This window comes from Crinalium epipsammum PCC 9333 (genome assembly GCF_000317495.1).
Taxonomy (GTDB): Bacteria; Cyanobacteriota; Cyanobacteriia; order Cyanobacteriales; family PCC-9333; genus Crinalium; species Crinalium epipsammum.
Genome location: NC_019753.1, coordinates 4,689,843 through 4,705,904, shown reverse-complemented (window position 1 = coordinate 4,705,904; position 16,062 = coordinate 4,689,843). Strand labels below are relative to the sequence as shown.

General features: G+C 40.1%; 12 protein-coding genes and 1 pseudogene. 5 read left to right on the top strand and 8 right to left on the bottom strand.

What is annotated here, in order from left to right:
• Positions 1-8 precede the first annotated feature (8 nt).
• Positions 9-290 carry a response regulator gene (locus CRI9333_RS20435; protein ID WP_041226138.1) on the bottom strand — a complete coding sequence of 94 codons (282 nt, stop codon included), beginning with the start codon at positions 288-290 and terminating at the stop codon, positions 9-11.
• The gene (locus tag CRI9333_RS25175; protein WP_015205056.1) at positions 287-4,630 is read right to left on the bottom strand and encodes a PAS domain S-box protein; all 4,344 of its coding nucleotides are present in this window, start codon (positions 4,628-4,630) and stop codon (positions 287-289) included. Before CRI9333_RS25175 ends, CRI9333_RS20435 begins: the two co-directional genes overlap by 4 nt.
• Before the next feature lie 159 nt (positions 4,631-4,789).
• Here CRI9333_RS25175 and CRI9333_RS20425 point away from each other — a divergent pair, with 159 nt between their 5' ends.
• Positions 4,790-7,186, top strand: coding sequence for an NACHT domain-containing protein (locus CRI9333_RS20425; protein WP_015205055.1), 2,397 nt, complete (start codon positions 4,790-4,792; stop codon positions 7,184-7,186).
• 136 nt (positions 7,187-7,322) lie between these two features.
• Here the strand turns inward: CRI9333_RS20425 and tnpA are convergent, their stop codons facing one another.
• Positions 7,323-7,736 carry an IS200/IS605 family transposase gene (gene tnpA, locus CRI9333_RS20420; RefSeq protein ID WP_041226862.1) on the bottom strand — a complete coding sequence of 138 codons (414 nt, stop codon included), beginning with the start codon at positions 7,734-7,736 and terminating at the stop codon, positions 7,323-7,325.
• A 64-nt stretch (positions 7,737-7,800) separates the two neighbouring features.
• Here tnpA and CRI9333_RS20415 point away from each other — a divergent pair.
• A pseudogene (locus CRI9333_RS20415) lies at positions 7,801-8,989 on the top strand (RNA-guided endonuclease InsQ/TnpB family protein).
• A 39-nt stretch (positions 8,990-9,028) separates the two neighbouring features.
• Here CRI9333_RS20415 and CRI9333_RS20410 read toward each other — a convergent pair.
• Positions 9,029-9,913, bottom strand: coding sequence for an ion channel (locus CRI9333_RS20410; RefSeq protein WP_015205053.1), 885 nt, complete (start codon positions 9,911-9,913; stop codon positions 9,029-9,031).
• A gap of 330 nt (positions 9,914-10,243) precedes the next feature.
• Here CRI9333_RS20410 and rpsO point away from each other — a divergent pair, with 330 nt between their 5' ends.
• Both rpsO and CRI9333_RS20400 read left to right on the top strand, forming a co-directional pair.
• Positions 10,244-10,513, top strand: coding sequence for a 30S ribosomal protein S15 (rpsO, locus tag CRI9333_RS20405; RefSeq protein WP_015205052.1), 270 nt, complete (start codon positions 10,244-10,246; stop codon positions 10,511-10,513).
• A 9-nt stretch (positions 10,514-10,522) separates the two neighbouring features.
• Positions 10,523-11,005 carry a PAM68 family protein gene (locus CRI9333_RS20400; protein ID WP_015205051.1) on the top strand — a complete coding sequence of 161 codons (483 nt, stop codon included), beginning with the start codon at positions 10,523-10,525 and terminating at the stop codon, positions 11,003-11,005.
• Between the two features lie 311 nt (positions 11,006-11,316).
• On the opposite strand, the gene CRI9333_RS20395 is transcribed toward CRI9333_RS20400, so the two are convergent.
• The 4 genes from CRI9333_RS20395 to CRI9333_RS20380 all read right to left on the bottom strand — a co-directional run bounded on the left by CRI9333_RS20395 (position 11,317) and on the right by CRI9333_RS20380 (position 15,158).
• Complete coding sequence (locus tag CRI9333_RS20395) at positions 11,317-12,540, bottom strand: RNA-guided endonuclease InsQ/TnpB family protein (protein ID WP_015205050.1); 1,224 nt, start codon at positions 12,538-12,540, stop codon at positions 11,317-11,319.
• Between the two features lie 193 nt (positions 12,541-12,733).
• Positions 12,734-13,087: a DUF1257 domain-containing protein gene (locus tag CRI9333_RS20390; RefSeq protein WP_015205049.1), complete on the bottom strand. Its 354-nt coding sequence runs from the start codon at positions 13,085-13,087 to the stop codon at positions 12,734-12,736.
• Positions 13,088-13,217: 130 nt separating this feature from the next.
• Entirely contained in the window at positions 13,218-14,729 is a 1,512-nt protein-coding gene (ycf46, locus tag CRI9333_RS20385) for a stress-responsive protein Ycf46 (protein WP_015205048.1), read from the bottom strand.
• 78 nt (positions 14,730-14,807) lie between these two features.
• Complete coding sequence (locus CRI9333_RS20380; RefSeq protein ID WP_015205047.1) at positions 14,808-15,158, bottom strand: hypothetical protein; 351 nt, start codon at positions 15,156-15,158, stop codon at positions 14,808-14,810.
• 165 nt (positions 15,159-15,323) lie between these two features.
• Between CRI9333_RS20380 and CRI9333_RS20375 the strand changes: the two genes are divergently transcribed.
• Positions 15,324-15,860: a hypothetical protein gene (locus tag CRI9333_RS20375; protein ID WP_015205046.1), complete on the top strand. Its 537-nt coding sequence runs from the start codon at positions 15,324-15,326 to the stop codon at positions 15,858-15,860.
• Positions 15,861-16,062: the final 202 nt, after the last annotated feature.

The following is a 16,062-nucleotide window of genomic DNA, read 5'->3' as shown; positions in this document are numbered from 1 at the left end:
TTAACTTGTCACCAATGATCTAATCCATCCAGATTAGAAGAATTAGTACCAGATAAACTTCGCAATTGAGTACAACAGGTAAAGCCATCCATCACAGGCATCACAGCATCTAACAAAATTAAATCAGGTTGGTGTTGTTTATATGCAGATATACACGCCTGACCATCCTGCGCTTCTACAACTTGGTATCCTTCTTGTTCTAGCGCCAAGCGTAATAGCATCCGCATAGACTTGTCATCATCGACTATTAGCACCAGAGGCGAGTCTTTTAGCACTGAATCTTTACTCATGCGTGATTTTCCTGAATTTCCTGCCGTAAAGCCAACTTGACTGCTTCGTATGCAGTCTCAATTTGCGCGATCACAGGTAATCCTCCTAATGTACTACCCGCACGTCCCAATGTTTCCAACTCTTTGCAAAGCAGCGATAAATTTGTAGCACCAAGAGTGGCACTTGCAGATCTCAATTTGTGAGCAGCATAAGCAAGGGCGGCTGGATCTTCTGTACTAACAGCCTCCTGCATCGCGCTTAACAATCGCGGAGTTTCTTCAAAATAATTATCAAGGATTTTTGCTAGAAATTCGTTAGCATTTGAACCTGCCATCTGGCGTAATGATTCGAGAACTTTAGCATCAATCGGATTTGGAACTTGGGGCGGTAATTTAGGGATTGTACAATTATCCTCCTCAGCCATAATTAATTCTGCTTCTAAATACTCACTGCGATCGCTTTTTTGCTCGACAAGTGTAGGTGTAGATTGCCCTGACAAAGCTTTTGGCTGACAGCGATAGAGCGCCTGAATTAGTTCTGATATATTAATCGGTTTGGTAATATAATCATCCATACCTGCTTCTAGACAGCGTTCGCGATCGCCCTTGGTAGCATAAGCTGTCATTGCAATAATCCGAGGACAAGAACTAATAATGCTTGAGCCATTACGCTGTGCCAGGAATTCTTCGTTTGACCATGCTTGACGGATACAATGAGTAGCAGTTAAGCCGTCCATTTCTGGCATTTGCACATCCATTAATACAACATCATAAGTTTGACGCTGTACTGCTTGCAGTGCTTCTAGTCCATTACTTACTACATCTACTTGATAGCCAAGTGTTTCTAAAGTAAGCATTGCAACCTCCTGGTTTACCAAATTATCTTCTGCTAACAAAATTTTTAAAGGTAACTTTTCTGCTATTCGGGGAATTGTTAAGCGCGAATCAAGTGCATTATTATCCGCAATCAAAATACCAGCTTCCGCAAGCATTGTGAAATAAAAAGTAGAACCGATATCAACTTCACTCTCAACCCAAATAGTTCCTCCCATCAATTCTGTTATCTCTTTAGAAATAGCCAATCCTAACCCAGTGCCACCATAGCGACGGCTAATTGAAGAATCAACTTGGCTAAAACGCTTAAACAACTTTTCCCTGCGGTTATCAGGAATACCGATGCCTGTATCTTTAACCGCAAACTTAATTTGGTAAATAGGGTTATTAAGGGAAGAGTGCTGAGAAAGTTCAGACTGTTTAGCTGTTACTGAAATACTTACTTCTCCAGCATGGGTAAATTTAATTGCATTACTAAGTAAATTAACTAATATTTGTCGTAAACGAGTTGCATCCCCAATAATTGAGACAGGTGTTTGGGGATCAATCTTAGATAACAACTGCAAACCTTTAGCTGCTGCTTTAGGAGCCAGCATAGTGACTGCTCCCTCTACACACTTTTGCAAATTAAACTGCTGTTTTTCTAGCTCTAGTTTGCCAAACTCTAATTTAGAAAAATCGAGAATATCGTTAATAATAGCCAGTAAAGCTTCACTGCTATGAAGAATAGTTTTAACAAATCCCTGTTGCTGAGGTTTTAATTCTGTATTTAACAGCAAGCTAGACATCCCCATAACAGCATTCATGGGTGTACGAATTTCATGGCTCATCATTGCCAAAAATTCACTTTTTGCAAGGCTTGCTGCTTCTGCTGCAATTTTTGCTTTTTCTAAGTCTAAATTTTGTTGGGATAATTGTTGGCGTTGGTGAGTTTCTTGCTCTAATAAGCGAGCATGAGCTAATGCAATTCCTACTTGAGCAGCAACGGCTTCTAGCAACTCAATTTCATCTGTAGTCCAGTTATGAAATTCTTCGCAATGATGCAGCCCAAAGAATCCATTAACTTCTCCCTTATAGGAAGTACGCATCGCTAACATGGATTTCAACTGAGCGTATTCTAAGATCGGTATAGCTGCTGTTAATAGTGGCTCATTATAAACATTATAAACAGCCATCGCCCGATCTTCAGCAATTAATGCCTCGGCAAATGGGTTGCCATTTATCGGAATTTCTTCATTGATTAAACTTAGATAACCAGGTTGCACATACTCAGCCACACAAGGACAAGCTAAGTTAGGATCAGTAATAAGATGAATTACACAACGATTAATTTTAAAATTTTCACCAATCAGATTACTAGCAGTCTGTAGAATTTTTCGTGTATCCAAGCTTTGACGAATCTGCTGAGTAATTTGCTTAAGTAGTAAAGCGCGATCCATCGCTGCTTTCATAGAAGCTGTTTGCTGCTGCAAAAGTTCTTCTGATTCCTTGCGTTTGGTAATTTCCATTACCGCAAAAACAGCAGCTTGACCTTGCAAGTATTTCTGACCAGCTACTAAATAACTTACTCGTGAACTATCAACTTTCCAGTCAACCTCTATAGAAGTTTTTTGAACATAACTGCTAAAAAATTGCTGCAAAAAGTCAATAATTTCCGCATGAGTTGATTTAAAAAAATTAAAATTTTTGCCTACAAAATTTTCTGGCATCAAGCCAAATATTTCAGCTAAATAATTGTTAACACCTAATAAGTTTAAATTAGAGTCTATCCAGGCTATACCTCCGGGAACTGCATTCAAGACGGCTTGGAGTTGACCTTTTGCTTGTTGTAGTTGAATCTCTGCAAGCTTCGTATCTGTAATATCCCGAAAACTAAAAACTCTACCAATAATTTGTGAACCTAATTTATAAGGCTGTATATGGCGCTCAAATAGGCGACCATCTCTTAGTTCCAAGGTATCAATTCGAGAAACTTCTGGCTTGTTAGATAGTTCAATTATTGTTTGGAGCCATACTTCTGGATATTTGAGTTTTTCAGCAATAAATTCCATACGGCGCTGCAAGTCTGTTGTTTTTATCAACTCATCAGACAATGACCACATTTCTTTAAACTGTTGATTACAGCAGGTAATCTGACCATTGCTTTCAACCGCAAGAATGCCCTCATTAGTTGAGTCAATAGTTGCTTGTAGCAGCGATCGCTCTCGCTCTATTCGCGCTTCCATCTGTTTAGTCTTAGTAACATCTCGAAAACACCAAACTCTTCCTAGCACTGTTTTCTCTAGACGATGTTGGCGGCTTTGACACTCAAAACTTCGACCATCTTTCAATTTCAGCAGGTAGCAACATTCAGCATCTGGTTGTTGAGAAAATTCTTGGAATGCGTTGAAAAAGTTTTCTGGATATTGTATCTGTGATTCGATGAATAACAGGCGTTGGTTGATATCCGGCGATGCCATTATTTCATCGGGAATTAACCACATTTCTACAAATTTTTGATTAATACAGGTAATATTGCCTTGCATATCAAAAGCGATAATTGCATCATCTGTAGATTCGATGGTTGCCTTTAAAAGGGAGAGCGAGCGCTGAATCTCTGCTTCTATTTGTTTACGAGCAGTGATATCACGAAAGCATGAAAATCTACCAATAATTTTGTTACCTAATTGCTGTGGCTGACTGTAGCACTCAAAAATTTTGCCATCTTTAAATTCAAGAATATCAGTAAACTTAGTATCAGGCTTACTATATAAATTTTTACTTCTTTCCAGAAAAGCTTCAGGATCTTTTATTTGCTGGCTAAATAAAAGAAGGATTTCATCTAAATCAACTAAAGTAAGAACTGCATCTGGAATAGACCAGATTTCTTTAAATTTATCATTACAATAGACTATCTGACCTTGGCTATCAATAGCTAAAAGTCCATCCACGCTATTAAAGGTAGCTTCTAATAACCATTTAAAGCGTTCTTCACTATCTCGGATAGCTCTTTCTAATTGTTGGCGCTTGTCTATTTCTATTTGTAACTGTTGTTGTAACTGCTGCTGTTGCTGGTATTGAGCCGTTATATCTCTAATTACAAAAATAATATTAGCTTGTTGTTCTAGTTGAATTTTTGCCCAAGAAATTTCTAATACTAATTTTTTACCAGCTTTTTGGAATTCATAAATTCCCTTAGTTAGCGGTGGCTCGCTGTATGAATAAATATTACTTATCTGTGCTTTTTGTTGTCCGGTTGGGGCATCCTGATTAATGATATATGTATTCTGTAGCGCTAAACTAGCAGGGTGTAATGCCTCTAGTACTTGTACCCCTTGCTGCTCTACAGGCAAAATCTCAATCAGTTTAGTGCCAAGTACATCGAAATGTTCTCGATCAATTAAGCTATCAAAAGCCTGATTAGACCAATGAATGTAGCCTTGATCATTAGTTTGGACTATCGCCTCACTAATTATAGCAAGCGCCACCTCCATCTTTCCCAGCGTCCCGATCACGCTGCTGATCAAGCTTGTGGATAAATTTCCCATACTTTTATATTCTCCCCCATTAATAAATAGTAAGCTAGATTTTTTTAAGTGTAGGGCTTGGTATAATTAAAGTTTAATAAGATTTCATCAGCACAACGAGATATTATCGGTTTTTAAATAATAAGCATCGCTAATAACAAGTTACAGGTATAATCAAATATGGCAAAACGCTCTCTTAAGGCATCACCATCCGGGATTGAAAAAGCTAAAAACGCTTTTAAACGGGCTGGATGGACACAAGAATTTTTGGCTGAACAAGTAGGTATTACTACTCGTCAATCAATTTGGAAATTCTTTTCAGGTAAATCAGTTGAGCGAAACATATTTATAGAGATTTGTTTCCAAATGAATTTAGATTGGCAAGAAATTGCTGATTTACCTAAAGATCCCGAAGTAAAAATTTCGCAGCCAAACCAAAACCAAAAGTTAGACATAGAAAGTTTAGTACAAAAACTGCGATCGCACTGTTATGACAAAATTGCTGACCAGTGTAGCACCCTACGCTTGTTAGATGTTGCTCAACCACTTCAATTAAACGACATATATGTTAATGTCAATATCTTAGAAGTTTTATCTAACCAACAGTGGTTACAGGTTTCCGACTTCAATAATTTTAACCCAGAAAAGTTTAATCGTTTGGGTTTAACTCAATATCAACAAAGAATTGCAGGATTACAAGCGATCACTAACTCCACTAAAGTAATGGTATTTGGTAAACCTGGAGCAGGGAAAACTACATTCTTACAAAAAATTGCTCTTTTATGTAACCAAGGAGAATTTGAAGCCAATCAAGTACCAATTTTTCTTAGACTACGTAATTTAGCTGCTGATCTAGATTTAGTTAAATCTGCAAATCTATTAGATTATCTTTATCAAGAAATTAGTAGTAGCAACATTGAACGCTCAGAACTAGAAACTTTACTTCAGCATGGTAGAGTTCTCCTTCTGCTAGATGGCTTGGATGAAGTGCCTACGAAGGAAAGCGATGAAGTATTACAGCAAATCCGCCAATTTTGTAATCAGTACTACAAAAATAAATTTATCATCAGTTGTCGAATTGCTGCTCGACAATATCAGTTTGAAGGATTTAGTGATATTGAAATAGCTGATTTTGATTTTTCACAAATTCAAGCATTTGCTAAAAAATGGTTTGTAGCAGTATGCAAAAATATCGAATTAGGATTGGCTAAAGCTAGTCAGTTTCTAGAAAAAATCGAATTACCTCAAAATCTGCAAATTAAAGAACTAGCAACCACCCCTTTGCTACTGAATCTGACTTGTTCAGTATTTCAAGTTAAAGCTGATTTTCCGGCTAGACGTTCCGATTTATACAAGCAAGGATTAGATCTTCTTTTAACTCGTTGGGATGAATCGAGAGGCATTAAACGTGATGAAATCTATCATCATTTGTCTTTATTGCAAAAGATAAAACTGCTAAGTAAAATTGCGGCTATTACATTTGAACAGCATGATTACTTTATTGAGCAATCTACTCTTGAGGAACATATCGCCAACTACCTAAAAAGCATTTTTATTAATAATTTAGATGAAGATGAATTGCAGTTAAATAGTGCAGCCGTCTTAAAATCAATTGAAGTGCAACATGGGTTACTTGTAGAAAGATCCAAAGGAATTTACTCGTTTTCCCATTTAACTTTTCAAGAGTATTTAACCGCCAGAAATATTGTGGCTAACTTAGAGCCAAAAATTTTAAGCCAAAATCTCAACAAGTTAGTGAACCATATCACCGAACCTCGTTGGCGTGAAGTATTTCTACTCACAGCAGGGTTGTTAGGAAACGCTGACCAACTGTTGCAGCTTATGAAGCAAAAACTCGATCAGATGCTGGCTCAAGATGAACAATTACAGCAATTCCTTACTTGGTTAAATCAGAAGTGTGAAAGTTTAAAAGTTAATTATCAACCCGCAGCCATCCGTGCTTTTTATATGAGGTTGGCTTTAGCCCAAAATTCTCACACCCCTCCCAACTTCAACTTAGCGATCGCGCTAGATTTATCATTAGCTGGTAATCTCACACCAGAGTTAAAACTTGATCTAGCCTTGGATCGAGTATTAAGGTTAAGTTTGAGCTTACCTGAACATCCCACCATTGACCGTGTGCTTGACCTGGGGTTTGCCTTACCCATACAAGCTGATATCCAGTCTAAAACAGTGCGATCGCCACTACAAGAAGCATTGCAAAACTTAAAAATACAACTCACCCAACTTGATGGCTCTGAAAATCTCGCATCCTGGTGGCAAGCTAACAGTTCAACTTGGACAGAAGAATTAAGAACAGCAATGATCCGCCACCGTAATATCGGACAGAATTGGAATTTTACTTTACAGCAACAGCAAACTCTACAGCAGTACTATCAAGCCAATCAATTTTTGCTGGAGTGTTTAAATAGCAACTGTCAAGTAAGCCCCAACCTACCCAGAGAAATTCAGCAAACCTTATTATTACCTATCTCAGAAACTTCCCCAGACTCCCACAACTTGAGCAGTGTAACAATGCTCAGAGCATCCCCTGGAAATAAATTCATCGGGCGCTAATTTTTTTAACTGAAACAGCAGAAGTCCCACATCTGTACTGTACTCAGTCAGTGTGGGATGAATGCGCGTGAGTTGACGACAGTAGAAGTGAACAATGCTTCGCTGTGTTCACTTCTACATGAAGGAAACGAACAATTTAATTGGTGGGAGATTCTTGAGCCTCAATATATTTCCTAAGTGTAGATAGAGTTACACCGCCACAACTGGCTACAAAATATGAGCCACTCCAAAAAACATCTTTCCAATAAAAGCTTTCCAGGTGTTCTGCAAATTCTTGGCGGAGTTTTCTAGACGATACAGATTTCAGATTATTTACCAGCTTGCTCAACTCAATATCTGGATGGTACTGAAAAAGCAGGTGTACATAATCATCTTCTCCATTAAATTCAATCAACTTACAGTCCCACTTCTCCAGTAATTCTTCCATTACAACATTGAGTCGAGCAAGCATAAAAGATGTAAAGGCTTTACGCCGATACTTAGTCACTAGCACTAGGTGAACTTTTAGATCGCTAACGGAACGACCCTTTGATACAAAGTCTTTTTTCATATTTTCTGCAATTATACTTAAATCGGTGTATACTAAAAACATAACACCGATTAGGTCGATTCAGGTGAGAACATCCTATCAGTACCGATTAAAACCAACCCGCGAACAAATAAAAATTATTGACGACACATTAGATATGTTGCGTTGTCAATACAATTATCAACTTGCTCAAAGGTTTGATTGGTATGAGCAAAATAGATGCCCGATAGATAGATGTTCTCTTACTGTTTGCCACCTACCTGAACTAAAAGACAAGCCTAATCGTTATAGTCAACAAGCAACTCTAACTCAACTCAAGATAGATCGACCTTGGTACAAAACCATTTACTCACAAGTACTACAAGAAGTACCAAAAAAGGTAGAACTAGCTTTTGATAAATGGTTAAAAGGAGACTGTAACGGTAAAAAGTCGGGCAAGCCTAGATTTAAAGCTAAAAGGGCAATACAAGACTTTCACCTATCCCCAATTCAAAAAATACCATTTTGTAAATAACAAAATTAAGTTAGCTAAAATTGGCGATATAAAAGTAATTGCTCATCGTCCAATACCGGATGGGTTTGATATCAAGACTGTATCCGTAACTAAGAAAGCCAAAGGTTACTATGTCACCTTGAGTCTTGATGACAAAACAGTTCCAGAGATTAAACCTGATTTTAATTCTGACAATGTTGTTGGGATTGATGTAGGTTTAATTGATTTTATTGTCACATCAGACAATGAAAGAATTGCTGCACCTAAATTCTTGCGTAAATCTGAACGCAAGCTAAAATCAGCACAGCGTCGTGTTTCGCGTAGAACTAAAGGCTCTAATCGTCGCAAGAAAGCGATTAAAAAACTAGGAATTCAGCATAAAAAAGTTGCTGATACCAGAATTGATTTTCATTTTAAAACAGCCAATACATTACTCGAAAAGTATGATGTTATAGCTGTTGAGAAGTTAAATATTAAAGGACTGGCTAAAACAAGATTGGCTAAAAGTATAAATGATGCTGGTTGGGGACAGTTTGTAATCATACTTTCAAACAAAGCCGAAAATGCTGGTTTGAAGGTAGTAGCTGTAAATCCCAATGGCACAAGCCAAGAATGTTCTAGTTGTGGTCATAAAGTGAAAAAGCCGCTATCTCAAAGAACCCATAATTGCCCTAATTGTCAGGTCAATTTGTGTAGGGATTTGAACGCGGCAATAAATATAAAGAATCGTGGGACGCACGATCTAAAAGCTCAGTCAATGTCTTCCACGAAGAGTCGCTGAGAAGCCTACACCTACCTGTAATCAGGAGGTGTAGGTATGTCACGGACTTGTAACATCGTTGAAGCGAGTATAGTCTATCCAGGGTTTGCCATCTGGAGTCCGGTGAAAAATATCCACAAACTTCATATTCCACAAAATATCTTGTGCCGTAAACACATGATGGCTATGTATAGTTTGGGCAACTGTTTGATCAATTCCGGTAAGCGTCACCACAATTTCCACCCCATCCTCTATTAAGCTTTCAGCAGTACATCCATACAAAGGGCTTCTATTGTCAATTGGGTGCATTACCGTCCAAGAAAGCGCAAAAATCGGAGTTTCTCTACGCACCAGCTTAAGATCGTATAAGCGACGCATATATTCTCCTTCCAAGCTAACTTCATTGCGAACCAAAGTAACCCGAATCTGTGACTCCATAATCAGGTTGCCACGCGCATTAGCTGTCCGAAACATCAACGTGGAAACGCGGTTATAGGGAGCAATGACAGCAACTTTACTGAATAACACTCGCGCTGTCGGCAAAGAAAACCTCGCAAACGCCAACCCTGTCACCATCGCCACCCCTACCAAACCTAACAGCGCCTCCACTGTGACTACAACATTGGCATAGGGTGTGCGCGGAAACATCCCACCATAACCTATAGTTGCCATAGTTTGAACACTAAAGAAGAAAGCATCTGGGAAAAAGCCAGGTCGCGCATTCTTAATGCAATCTCCCCCTGCTAAGTAAGCAAAAGCAAACAGGGTATTCGTAGCTATATAAAATAAGGCTACCAGTCCCAAGAACTGAAGCCAGGAAATAGTTACCAGGGAATGGTAAAGATCTGCCCAAGTAAACTTAGGTACACCTATACGCATCACAGCACTTGGTCCCTTGCTGCTGAGTCGTTGCCACAGCAGATACGGAAGATGCTTTTTTCCCATGTATGGCAGATCCTTCTAAAATTCAACTATTGCTACATAAGTTAACCGATTTTGAATTTGCAATTTAGAATGCGGAGACTCGCAAAAAACGTAAATGTAACAATATTAGGACTTACGCACCGAAAGTCTGAAACCTTGATCCCCCCTACCCCCCTTAAAAAGGGGGGAAATTCAAAGTCCCCCTTCAAAAGGGGGATTTAGGGGGATCTCTGCGTAAGTCCTGAATATGAGATTTTTTCAACCCCATGCGCCACCAGCAAGTTAATTTCGCTCACAATGATTAAAGTGATAATATAAAAAACTACTGTATTTAAGAGATAGAGGGTATCCATGTCCCTGACGCAACAGCGCAAACAAGAAATAATGACTGAGTATCAAGTTCATGAAACGGATACTGGGTCTGCCGAAGTCCAAGTTGCCATGATGACTGAGCGCATTAATCGACTCAGCACTCACCTAAAAGCAAATCACAAAGATCATGCTTCTAGGCGGGGATTATTGACCATTATTGGTCAAAGGAAGCGTTTATTAGCCTACATCCAAAAGAAAGACCAGCAAAACTACCAAGCTTTGATCGCTCGTCTCGGCATTCGTGGTTAAACAATAAATATGTCTTCTGAAGAACGCCAAAGCGAGGATGCTGAAAGGGTTCGCTTACCTTTTGAACCCGCTAAGAAGACTCGCCAAAAACCCCCAAAAACCCAGCCAGCACCCCAAGCTATTACCAAAAATCCCACTGAAAAGCCAAAGCCAGCTTCAAACTCGGCGGCAGTACCAACTGTTGTTAGTAACAGAATGATTCGCCGCGTAGCTTTCTTCTCTGGTTTACCTACGGCTATGGGGATGCTGACTTTCATTATCAGTTATTTGATCGTCAGCAAAGAATGGTTCAATTTACCCAACGTAGCTGTAGTGATCATAAGTATTAGCTTTTTTGGCTTGGGAGTCTTAGGGCTGAGTTATGGAGTCTTATCTGCTTCTTGGGATGAAGAAAGAGCCGGAAACTTATTAGGTTGGAACGAGTTCACTACTAACTTGGGACGGATGACAGCAGCATGGCGCTCAAAATCAACAGTCAAGACTGAAGACTAAGCAACTCCGTGCCAAAATAGATGGCTAAATCACTAACAACATAACCATTCGTAAATCAAATGATGACGTTCTACCAGTCATCCTTAGTTATTTTTCAGGAGGTCTAATAGACCTCTCCAGAAATTAAAAGTGCTAACCCTTCGGCAAGCTCAGGGCAAGCCCTTGAACCCTTGTAGAGACGTTGTATACAACGTCTCTACATTCTTTTTTAGAGATGTTTTATGAATAAAAAAATATTCCCAGCTATACAATTTTGACATTCTCCTCGGCGTGTTGTTCTGCGCTAGCAGTACGCGCGAGGATTCTCAAGATCACTCTTGAGGCTTCCTCTTTCCACGATCCAACTTATCTTGACAAGTTCCCTCGTCAATACAGAGGTTGCTATCTCCAGAGGCTTTTTGCGTTCCTGTATGCCCTACAGTACGAAGTCCTAACTCCAGAATGTTCAGTGCTGCGTTGTGGTCACGATCTAATACCGCACCACACGCGCATACATGAGTCCTAGTACTCAAACTTTTCTTAACTATGGCAGAACAATTTGAGCATTTCTGACTGGTATTGTATGGTGGCACAGCAACAGTAGCTACACCAAAAACTTTACCGAAATACTCAACCCATTCCCTAAACATTGCCCAAGAAGCATCATTAATTGACTTGGCTAAACAATGATTTTTAACCATATTCCGCACCTGCAAATCTTCATAGGCTACCAAGTCGTTAGACTGGACTACGCACAATGCTGTTTTCACAACAAAGTCTTTACGCTGCCTGGATACCTGCAAGTGCGATCTGGCTAATTTCTTCTTGGCTTTTTTATAATTATTAGATTGTGATTGTCCTTTTTTGAATTTTTTACTAGCTCGTCTTTGTAGGCGCTTGAGACGTTTCTCGGACTTCCTTAAATGTCTGGGGTTATCTACAGTTTTACCATTTGAATCAGTATAAAAATGACTCAAGCCAACGTCCAATCCAACAGTTGTACCCGATGGTTCCCTCGGCTCTATTCTGTCGTGATCAATCAAGAACTGAGCATAGTAGCCGTCTGCACGTCTAACAACCCTGACTCGATTAATTTTGTCTAAGCCGTAGAAGTGCAAGTCACGGGTTCCCCACAGCCTGAAACAACCAGCCTTAAAACCATCAGTGAAACTGATGTACTTCGTGTCTTCTGATAGTTTAAATCCTGTTTGCTTGTATTCAATAGAACCATGATTAGGACGGTCTTTTTTGAACTTTGGAAAGCCTTTCTTCCCTGGTATCTTCTTTCTACAATTATCAAAGAACCTGCTGATAGATGCCCACGCCCTCTCCGCACTAGCTTGCCTAGCTTGAGAGTTAAGTAGTTTAGCCCAAGGGAATTCGGGGTTGTCCGCAAGTATCTTACAGTACTTGTACAAGTCATTGCGACTTTTAGCCCCCCCATCCACCCATAAGCGAATGCAAGCATTGCGAACAAAAACACCAGTACGAATAGCTTCATCAAGCTTCTCGTACTGGTGTTTTGCTCCTTCTAACTTGGATTCGTAGACTAGCATCTTATCACTGCTTATTGATGATAAGATTATACCATATTTGATTGATCGAAAAAAGCCGTCCTCCGCTACGCTCTTCATGACGGGGCTTTATACCCCAAATTTTCGGTAAGCTGGGTTTTGCTATTGATAAAAAAATGGGTTAATCTAGATTTCGATTAACCCGTTTTTTGGTAACGCGCAGAACAAAACAAGACTATTGCAGAACCAACTTAACGTTGGCATCTTTTAGACCTGTGCGATTCTTAACTTCAGCCAAGGTTTTGTTAACAGCGTATTTTTGATTGATTGAATTAATCAGTTCAGTTTGATTGTGCTTTTTAGCAACGCCCCACAGGTCAGCGATCAAGTCGAAAGAGCCGTCGCCATTCCGAGACCAGCCTAGATCGTATTCGCCTTCCAAAACGGCAACTAGGTCTGCACGAACGCGCTGTCCGTTATATCCACGAACATCAGCTTCTGACTTAACGCTAATGCCTAAATCACGCAGAGAAGCTTTCAAGATTTCTGCATCGGTGATTTTGGTGCGTAGAGTGCTAAAGTGTGACATTTGGGTTTCCTCCAGTAGAGAGTTAAATAAACGACAACATTTTGTTTTTGAATCACCGCTCTGGCGGTCTTTTGTCAAACTGCTAGCAATCTGCTAGCCTTTACCCCTGTTGGGAGCAGGAGAAAGCCTGTTAAAACTCCAATCGCTGATATTCGGCGACGGAGGACGCAGCAGGTCGCGCGCGCTGTCTAGCCCAATCCCGTAGGGCTGTAACCTGCTCAGTCATTGTCCGAGAAAGCGGCATAGTCGCTTTAATGGCTGCAATAATATCTAGTTGAGAGAATTCCCGATCCTGAGCAAAAGCATCGTACATCGCAGCGATTAGTGCTTGCTCAATTTCTGCACCGGAAAAACCATCAGCTACTTTAGCCAGTTGTTCGATATCAAAGCGTTCGATATCTCTATGCCGCTTAATCAGATGAATCTTAAATATTTCTTCCCGCTCTTCTGGTGTTGGTAAGTCAACAAAGAAAATCTCATCAAACCTACCCTTGCGTAAAAACTCTCCAGGCAAACGTTCTACACGGTTCGCTGTTGCCATTACAAATACTGGAGAAGTTTTTTCCTGCATCCAGGTAAGAAAAGAACCGAATATCCGGCTGGAAGTACCACCATCAGAATCCGCAGAACCACCGCTACCAGCAAAAGCTTTATCCAACTCATCAATAAATAAAATAGCTGGAGAAATTGATTCTGCTGTTTTTAGTGCATTCCGTAAGTTAGCCTCAGAACGTCCTACCATAGAGCCGTCATAGACGCGCCCCATATCTAGACGTAGCAAAGGTAAACTCCACAGACGGGCAGTTGTTTTAGCAATCAGAGATTTACCACAACCAGGTACACCCAGGATTAACATCCCCTTCGGTTGAGGTAAGCCATATTCTCTTGCTCTTTCGGTAAAAGCATTTGAACGCTGTCTCAACCAACGCTTTAACTCGTCTAAACCACCGACGGCATCAATTGTTTCATCTTCTTCAATGTATTCTAAAATGCCGTTACGACGGATTAGTTGCTTTTTCTCAGAAAGAACAATATCTACTTCTTCTTCTGTCAGCCGTCCAGTTTTAACGTATGCTTTACGATAAACTTTTTCAGCTTCATCCTTAGTTAAACCAAGGGCAGCTTTGAGAAGTTTTTCTCTGGTTTCGGTAGAAGTTTTACGAGTGCGAGATTGCTCTAACTGATAAGAAAGTACGTGATTTAGTTCTGCCAGGTCTGGTAAAGGGTAGTCCATTACAACTACTTCTTTTTCCAGTTCAATAGGAATATGCTGTACTGGCGACATTAAAATAATAACTTTATTTGTGCCTTTAAATCCGGCGATCGCATCTCGCAACCATCGAGTCGTGGCTGGTGAATCTATAAATGGATGTAAATCTTTAAATATAAAAATGCCTGGTTCTTTCTGCCTGATCACCCATTCAACCGCAGCTTCTGGAGAAACGGTATTGTGTTGGGTCAGGTGGCGGGGTTGACCGTACTCGATGATGCCGTGGGTGACAGTCCAAATAAAGACACGCCTTGGTTGGGGTTTCATCTGAGCGATCGCAGCAATTGTTTTTTCTGCCCGCTCTTCCTCGGATGTTACGAGGTAGATGAGAGGATATTGAGCTTGGATTAGGATATTGAGCTCTTCTTGCATGACGATCGACCTAACTAGAGACGGTGTAAACACTGCCAAATCATCATCGGCACTAAATTCAAAATCAGCGCCACCTTGTTAACAAGGAACTAATTCTTGCTCTCCCTGAGAGTCATTGCGAGAATTTACTTCTTCACGGACTTCAAGGTTTGCCAGTTCCTCGGCTACCACTCCCGGTTGATTCCCTAGAGCCACCATTTCACCATCTCGAAGCACTACCGGGTTAGCACACCTCGGGCAGTCATAGATTTGGTGAGTTTGTCCGTAGGAGGACTCTACCTCATCAACTATTTCTGGGTGATCCAGATAAAAAACTATCGCTCGTTCGACAATAGAAGACATTGATTCAGCGTCAACGGCAGCGCGAATTTTCATCTGTCGATGGAGCCCTGGCGGAAGATATAACGTAACCTTTTGCTTATCTTGCATATCACTTTTAATCGTTCTACCCGGGTATGTTCTTTTACAGTAACCAGTTAGTTTGAGACTGTCAAGATGTTAAGCCAGTATGACAGCATTATTGTTACATTTCTTTATGTTCCGGTTATAACCTGCTAGAGCATGAATAAAAACTGCACAGTGCGAAATTAAGTAATGCCTGTGTCTATTGCGAGCTACGCCCGAATTTCCAGTAATACCAGGCTAGTTTGGCTGCTAGTTCTGTTAACTATGTTGTTACAGGGTTGCCAGTCATCAAGGAATAGTTCAGCAACCTGGAAAATTTATCGCAACCCACGCTATCAATTTGAATTTCCATATCCAAGTAATTGGATTGCTACTCCTATGCCAGATAATCGTGATGGGCAAGCATTTCGGGATCCACAGCAACCTGAAATTGAGATTCGAGGCTGGGCAGAACACCGTTTGTCAAACATGATATTGAATAATCGTACCTCTACAGTCAAAAAGACTGCACAGCCTTTACAACTGAACTTTACAACTCAGCAAGGAGTAACTGGACAACTTCAGGTAAAAGTAGGTAGCGACCTCAACATTATGGAATTGAGCTTAAATCAAGGTCTAATGCTTTATCACTGGCGGGCGCAAGCACCAAGCAAGCAGTTTGCCGACTACTACCGCTTTTTTTATTACATAGCCAGCAACTACCGTTTACCGCCAGTTTCTAAATAAGCTGTTCCCAAACCATTAAAAGATTACCGATTATATTCTTCTTCTTTCTTGGCGTTCTTTGCGTCTTGGCGGTTTATAAAATAGGTATTCTTGGAGTGGGAAGCGAGTATTAATATCAAAACCCCACTAACTATTCTGAGTTAGTGGGGAGAATGTAGAAACAAGAAATTTTGCCTCTATACAAGGGTTTTAGCGCACCTTT

What these genes read in the sequence shown, in the direction of transcription:
- CRI9333_RS20435 (WP_041226138.1), bottom strand. Translation starts at nt 290, where the DNA reads ATGAGTAAAGATTCAGTGCTAAAAGACTCGCCTCTGGTGCTAATAGTC.
- CRI9333_RS25175 (WP_015205056.1), bottom strand. Translation starts at nt 4,630, where the DNA reads ATGGGAAATTTATCCACAAGCTTGATCAGCAGCGTGATCGGGACGCTG.
- CRI9333_RS20425 (WP_015205055.1), top strand. Translation starts at nt 4,790, where the DNA reads ATGGCAAAACGCTCTCTTAAGGCATCACCATCCGGGATTGAAAAAGCT.
- tnpA (WP_041226862.1), bottom strand. Translation starts at nt 7,736, where the DNA reads ATGAAAAAAGACTTTGTATCAAAGGGTCGTTCCGTTAGCGATCTAAAA.
- CRI9333_RS20410 (WP_015205053.1), bottom strand. Translation starts at nt 9,913, where the DNA reads ATGGGAAAAAAGCATCTTCCGTATCTGCTGTGGCAACGACTCAGCAGC.
- rpsO (WP_015205052.1), top strand. Translation starts at nt 10,244, where the DNA reads ATGTCCCTGACGCAACAGCGCAAACAAGAAATAATGACTGAGTATCAA.
- CRI9333_RS20400 (WP_015205051.1), top strand. Translation starts at nt 10,523, where the DNA reads ATGTCTTCTGAAGAACGCCAAAGCGAGGATGCTGAAAGGGTTCGCTTA.
- CRI9333_RS20395 (WP_015205050.1), bottom strand. Translation starts at nt 12,540, where the DNA reads ATGCTAGTCTACGAATCCAAGTTAGAAGGAGCAAAACACCAGTACGAG.
- CRI9333_RS20390 (WP_015205049.1), bottom strand. Translation starts at nt 13,087, where the DNA reads ATGTCACACTTTAGCACTCTACGCACCAAAATCACCGATGCAGAAATC.
- ycf46 (WP_015205048.1), bottom strand. Translation starts at nt 14,729, where the DNA reads ATGCAAGAAGAGCTCAATATCCTAATCCAAGCTCAATATCCTCTCATC.
- CRI9333_RS20380 (WP_015205047.1), bottom strand. Translation starts at nt 15,158, where the DNA reads ATGCAAGATAAGCAAAAGGTTACGTTATATCTTCCGCCAGGGCTCCAT.
- CRI9333_RS20375 (WP_015205046.1), top strand. Translation starts at nt 15,324, where the DNA reads ATGCCTGTGTCTATTGCGAGCTACGCCCGAATTTCCAGTAATACCAGG.